General features: G+C 66.7%; 6 protein-coding genes and 1 riboswitch. Of the genes, 4 read left to right on the top strand and 2 right to left on the bottom strand.

The annotated features are described in order from the left end of the window. The coding region (locus VN856_RS15655) for an NADP-dependent isocitrate dehydrogenase (RefSeq protein ID WP_325690583.1) at positions 1 to 959 on the bottom strand (959 nt) is incomplete at its 3' end. A 205-nt stretch (positions 960 to 1,164) separates the two neighbouring features. Then, a riboswitch (SAM riboswitch) is annotated at positions 1,165 to 1,284 on the top strand. Between the two features lie 103 nt (positions 1,285 to 1,387). On the opposite strand from VN856_RS15655, the gene VN856_RS15650 reads away from it, so the two are divergent. Genes VN856_RS15650 through VN856_RS15635 form a run of 4 tightly spaced genes read left to right on the top strand, consistent with a single transcriptional unit; the run spans position 1,388 to position 4,977 of the window. Next, on the top strand, positions 1,388 to 2,746 hold the full coding sequence (locus tag VN856_RS15650; protein WP_325690581.1) for a bifunctional o-acetylhomoserine/o-acetylserine sulfhydrylase: 1,359 nt from the start codon (positions 1,388 to 1,390) through the stop codon (positions 2,744 to 2,746). Positions 2,747 to 2,756: 10 nt separating this feature from the next. Beyond that, positions 2,757 to 3,896, top strand: coding sequence for a homoserine O-acetyltransferase MetX (gene metX / locus VN856_RS15645; RefSeq protein WP_325690579.1), 1,140 nt, complete (start codon positions 2,757 to 2,759; stop codon positions 3,894 to 3,896). After that, complete coding sequence (locus tag VN856_RS15640) at positions 3,893 to 4,624, top strand: class I SAM-dependent methyltransferase (RefSeq protein ID WP_325690577.1); 732 nt, start codon at positions 3,893 to 3,895, stop codon at positions 4,622 to 4,624. The genes metX and VN856_RS15640 overlap by 4 nt, the downstream gene beginning before the upstream one ends. Positions 4,625 to 4,650: 26 nt before the next feature. Continuing rightward, entirely contained in the window at positions 4,651 to 4,977 is a 327-nt protein-coding gene (locus VN856_RS15635; RefSeq protein ID WP_325690575.1) for a DUF732 domain-containing protein, read from the top strand. 4 nt (positions 4,978 to 4,981) lie between these two features. Here VN856_RS15635 and VN856_RS15630 read toward each other — a convergent pair. Beyond that, positions 4,982 to 6,056 (bottom strand): HNH endonuclease signature motif containing protein (locus VN856_RS15630; RefSeq protein WP_325690573.1); only part of this gene is annotated, 1,075 nt, incomplete at its 5' end.

The raw sequence follows: 6,056 nt of genomic DNA, 5'->3' as shown, positions 1-6,056 counted from the left end.
TCGCGGACGATCTCGTCATGCAGTGACGCGGGCAGGGTCTCGATCTTGTTGTACAAGTCGACCAGTCCGTTGTTGACGTTGACGCCGAGTTCGTCGAACAACTCCTGGTGCTTGGCGAAGGCGTCTTTGTAGAAGATCTTGACGGCGTGGCCGAAGACGATGGGGTGGCTGACCTTCATCATCGTCGCCTTGACGTGCAGTGAGAACATCACGCCGGTCTTGTAGGCGTCCTCGATCTCCGCCTCGTAGAAGTCGCAGAGCGCCTTCACGCTCATGAACATGCTGTCGATGACGTCGCCGTCCCGCAGCGATACCTTCGGCTTGAGCACGATCGTCTTGCCGCTCTTGGTTTTCAGCTCCATCTTTACGTCGCGCGCGCGGTCCAATGTCAGCGACTTCTCGCCGTGGTAGAAGTCACCGTGCTTCATGGTCGCGACGTGTGTGCGCGACGCCTGCGACCATTCCCCCATGCTGTGCGGGTGTTTGCGCGCGTACTCCTTGACCGCCTTCGGCGCTCGGCGATCCGAATTGCCCTGTCGCAGAACGGGGTTCACCGCACTACCAAGACATTTGGCGTAGCGGTCGCGGATTTCCTTGTCCTCGTCGGTTTTCGGACTCTGCGGGTAGTCGGGGATCTTGAATCCTTTGCCCTGCAGTTCCTTGACCGCGGCCACCAGCTGCGGCACCGACGCACTGATGTTGGGCAGCTTGATGATGTTGGTGTCGGCTTCGTTGGTCAGCCGGCCCAGCTCACCCAGGTTGTCCGGCACGCGTTGCTCGTCGGTCAGGTAGTCGGAGAATTCGGCCAGGATCCGCGCCGCCAGCGAGATGTCACTGGTTTGGATTGTGATGCCCGCCGGTTCGGCGAACGCCCGCACGATCGGCAGAAAGGCATAGGTCGCCAACAGCGGCGCCTCATCGGTCAACGTGTAGATGATGGTCGGCTGGTCGGCGCTCACGGTGTTTCTCCCGGTATCGGTTAGATCCTGACGGGGGTTCGCGGGGAATCTGGCTGCCACGTTATCAAGCGTGTTTTCGCTGATGTCGTCCTCGATCTGGGCCGCGCTGAACGGGTACCCGGGATGTGCTCTGCGCGATCGCCACCGGTGGGTGCACCCGGTGGCCGCTGGCACGCGATCACCTTGATGAGCTAAGCTTCGTTTTGGTCATGAGCGCCAGCGTCAAGCCCCGGCTTGCTGGCCGGCAACCCTCCAACCGCGGTGGGGTGCCCCGGGTGACAACCAGGTTTCGTAGCCAGCAGCGGCTACGCGGCAAGCGCGGGTCCGCCGTGATGGGCCCCCCGGAGTAGACAGGGAAACCTGACGCGTACCCACGTGGGCCGACCCATCGTGCGTCGCTGACGTTGCTTCCCGGAAAGCATTCGACAGTGAGTTCTGACCCCACCCCTGATAGCGAAGCCGAGAACGATCCGACCGCGCACTGGTCATTCGAGACCAAGCAGGTCCACGCAGGTCAGCAGCCCTGCCAGGCCACCGGCGCCCGTGCGCTGCCGATCTACCAGACCACCTCCTACGTCTTCGACGACACCTCCCACGCCGCGGCGCTGTTCGGGCTGGAGGTGCCGGGCAACATCTACACCCGGATCGGCAACCCGACCACCGACGTCGTCGAACAGCGGATCGCCGCCCTGGAGGGCGGAGTGGCCGCGCTGTTCCTGTCGTCGGGTCAGGCCGCCGAGACGTTCGCGATCTTGAACCTGGCCGCCGCCGGCGACCACATCGTGTCCAGCCCACGGCTCTACGGCGGCACGTACAACCTGTTCCACTACTCGCTGCCCAAGCTCGGCATCGAGGTCAGCTTCGTCGAAGATCCCGACGACCTGGATTCGTGGCGGGCCGCGGTGCGCCCCAACACCAAGGCGTTCTTCGCCGAGACGATCTCCAACCCGCAGATCGACATCCTGGACACCCCCGGCGTCTCCGCGGTGGCCCACGAGCATGGTGTGCCGCTGATCGTCGACAACACGATCGCCACCCCGTACCTGATCCAGCCGATCACGCAGGGCGCCGACATTGTGGTGCATTCGGCGACCAAGTATCTCGGTGGCCACGGCGCCGCAATCGCCGGGGTGATCGTCGACGGCGGCACCTTCGACTGGACCCAGGGACGCTTCCCCGGCTTCACCACGCCGGACCCCAGTTACCACGGCGTGGTGTACGCCGAGCTGGGTCCGCCCGCATTTGCGCTGAAGGCCCGCGTGCAGCTGCTGCGCGACCTGGGTTCGGCGGCGTCGCCGTTCAACGCGTTCCTGGTTGCCCAGGGTTTGGAGACCCTCAGTCTGCGGGTCGAGCGCCACGTCGCCAATGCGCAGCGGGTCGCCGAATACCTCGCCGGTCACGACGACGTGCTGTCGGTCAACTACGCCGGGCTGCCCGGCTCGCCGTGGTATGACCTGGGAAAGAAGCTGGCGCCCAAGGGAACCGGCGCTGTGCTGGCCTTCGAGTTGGCCGGCGGCGTGGTCGCCGGTAAGGCGTTCGTCGATGCACTGAAGCTGCACAGCCACGTCGCCAACATCGGAGACGTGCGCTCGCTGGTGATCCATCCGGCGTCGACAACTCACGCCCAGCTCAGTCCCGCCGAGCAGCTGTCCACCGGGGTGAGCCCCGGTTTGGTGCGGCTGGCGGTGGGTATCGAGGGCATCGACGACATTCTGGCCGACCTCCAGCTCGGCTTCGCCGCCGCTCACACGCACGCCGGCGATCCGCACGCCGTGGCCGCGTTCTGAGGAGCCGCAGGTGACAATCTCTGACGTGCCGACACAGACGCTGCCTGCCGAAGGCGAGGTCGGCATTGTTGACATCGGTTCACTGACGCTGGAGACCGGCGTGGTGCTCGACGACGTCAGCATCGCGGTGCAGCGGTGGGGCGCGTTGTCGCCGACCCGCGACAACGTCGTCGTCGTCCTGCATGCGCTGACCGGCGACTCGCACATCACCGGGCCTGCCGGGCCCGGGCATCCCACACCGGGCTGGTGGGACGGGATCGCGGGTCCCGGTGCGCCGATCGACACCAACCGCTGGTGCGCGGTGGCCACCAACGTGCTCGGCGGTTGCCGCGGGTCCACCGGTCCGAGCTCGTTCGCATCGGACGGAAAGCCCTGGGGCTCAAGGTTTCCGACGATATCGATCCGGGACCAGGTCGACGCCGACGTGGCGGCGCTGGCGGCGCTGGGCATCACCGAAGTCGCCGCGGTGCTCGGCGGGTCGATGGGTGGCGCGCGGGCGCTGGAGTGGATGGTCTCCTATCCCGATCGGGTCGGCGCCGGCCTGCTGCTGGCCGTGGGTGCGCGTGCCACCGCCGATCAGATCGGGACCCAGTGCACCCAGATCGCGGCCATCAAGGCCGACCCGAACTGGCAGGACGGTGACTATTACGGCACCGGACATACTCCCGACGCCGGTCTGGAGATCGCCCGCCGTTTCGCGCATCTGACCTACCGGGGTGAGGTCGAGCTGGACACCCGCTTCGCCAACGAAGCCCAGGGCGACGAAGATCCGACGTCCGGTGGCCGCTACGCGGTGCAGAGCTACCTGGAGCATCAGGGCGGCAAACTGGTGTCGCGCTTCGACGCCGGCAGCTACGTGGTGCTCACCGAGTCGCTGTCCAGTCACGATGTCGGCCGGAACCGCGGCGGTGTCGCGACCGCACTGCGCGGCTGCCCGGTGCCGGCGGTGGTCGGCGGAATCACCTCTGACCGCCTCTACCCGCTGCGGCTGCAAGAGGAACTGGCCGGGCTGCTGCCCGGTTGCGACCGGCTGCAGGTGGTCGACTCGATATTCGGGCACGACGGCTTCCTGGTGGAAACCGAGGCCGTCGGTGAACTGGTCCGCCAAACCCTCGATTTGGCGGCCGCTGAGGGTGCGTGTCCGCGGTGACTCAGTCCTCACAGGCCCGCTCATTGTCGTTTGGCTCTGCAGCGGCCGCGTACGAACGCGGCCGTCCGTCGTATCCGCCGGATGCGATCGACTGGCTGCTGCCGCCCGGTGCCCGCGACGTGCTCGACCTCGGCGCCGGGACCGGCAAGCTGACCACCCGGCTGGTGGAACGCGGCCTGGACGTCATCGCCGTCGATCCCATCGCCGAGATGCTGGAGATGCTGCGCAAGTCGCTGCCGGAAACCCCCGCACTGCTCGGCACAGCGGAGGAAATCCCGCTGGCGGACAACAGTGTTGACGCCGTGCTTGTCGCGCAGGCATGGCACTGGTTCAACCCGGCCCAGGCGATTCCTGAGCTGGCGCGGGTGCTGCGACCCGGCGGCCGACTCGGTTTGGTGTGGAACACCCGCGACGAGCGGCTCGGCTGGGTGCGGGAGCTGGGCCGCATCATCGGTCGCGATGGCGACCCGATGCGCGACCACGTGACCCTGCCGGAGCCGTTCACCGATGTGCAGCGGCACCAGGTCGAGTGGACGAATTACCTTACGCCGCAAGCACTCATCGATTTGGTTGCGTCGCGCAGCTACTGCATCACCTCGCCGACGCAGGTCCGCACCAAGACGTTGGATCAGGTACGCGAGCTGCTGGCAACCCATCCGGCGCTGGCGAACGCCGGTGGCCTGTCGCTGCCTTACGTGACGGTGTGTGTGCGGGCGACGCTGACCTAGCCTGCGGCCCCGCTATGGTTCGTGGTGTGAAACTGACATCGCTCGTGCTCGGTGGTGTGCTGGCGATGACCGCTGCACCGCTGGCCCATGCGGACGAAAACGACAACGCGTATCTGTTCGGGATTCATTCGGTGGGCGTTCCGGACGGTAGCCCCGCGGCCTCAGCCGCGTACGGCCGGCAATTGTGCGACCGGCTTTCCACAGTCGGCTTCGATCCGCTGGTGGCAGCAGTGAACCAGGAGAACAGTGCCAGCGGCCTGAACATGCATCTGTCCGCGCTTGTCATCGGCGCGGCTGTATCGAACTTCTGCCTCGAAAAAGCCACAGTGCTGCCGACAACCTTGCCGTACTAGGCACTCAACCCGGCTCATCGTCCTCGTCTTGTAGCAGCTTTTCGGGGTGCCAGTAGGTGTTGATGCGTGGTTGGCCGTGGTCGAGGTGCGGCGGGGGGATCCATTCGGTGTCGCCGTCGTGGTTTTTGCGGGTGGTCCAGCCGTGGTCGGCGAGATCGTGGTTCGGGCCGCAGCCGAAAGTCAGGTCGTTGACGTCGGTGACGGGGTTGGTGGCGTAGGGGTCGGTGTGGTGGACTTCGCAGAGGTTGGCCGGCATGGTGCAGCCCGGGAAGGTGCAGCCACGGTCTTTGGCGTAGAGCACGATTCGCTGCGCGGGTGAGGCGAGGCGTTTGGTGTGATAGAGCGCCAAAGCTTTGCCGTTGTCGAAGATGGCCAGGTAGTGGTGGGCGTGGGAGCCCAGCCGGATCACGTCGCTCATCGGCAACAGGGTGCCGCCGCCGGTCAGCCCGCGCCCGGCGCCCTGCTCCAGTTCCTGCAGGGTGGTGGTGACGATGATGCTGGCGGGCAGCCCGTTGTGTTGACCGAGCTCGCCGGAGGCCAGCAGGGCGCGGGCGGCGGCGAGCAGCGCGTCGTGGTGGCGTTGTCCGGCGCTGCGGGTGTCGCCCTGGATCGCGGCGTGTGAGGGGGTGCCGCTGATGCACGGCTGGTCATCGTCGGGGTTGCACATGCCGGGTGCGGCCAGTTTCGCGAACACCGCGTCGAGGGTGGCCCGCGCCTCAGGGGTGAGCCATCCGCTGATCGGTGACATGCCATCGAGATCCTGCTGACCGATGCTGAGGCCGCGGCGGCGCGCCCGGTCGTGCTCGGTGAAATCGCCGTCGGGATTCAGACAATCGGTCAGCTTGTCGGCCAGGCGGGCCAACTCATCGGGGCGGTGCTCGCCGGCCAGGCGGGCCAGCTGCGCCTCGGCGTTGTGCCGGGTCTCGATGTCGACGAAGTCGGGCAACCGGTGCCAGAAGCTGCGGATCACCGCGACATGCCCGGCGCCGATCTCACCGTTGCGCTGCGCGGCGGCGGTGGCCTCCAACACCGGCGGCAAGGGTTCGCCGTTGAGCGCCCGCCGCTGGCCCAAATCGGCG

The organism is Mycobacterium sp. (assembly GCF_035603715.1).
Lineage (GTDB): Bacteria > Actinomycetota > Actinomycetes > Mycobacteriales > Mycobacteriaceae > Mycobacterium.
Note: the sequence above shows the minus strand (reverse complement) of the source record. Positions and strands in the feature narration are given on the sequence as shown.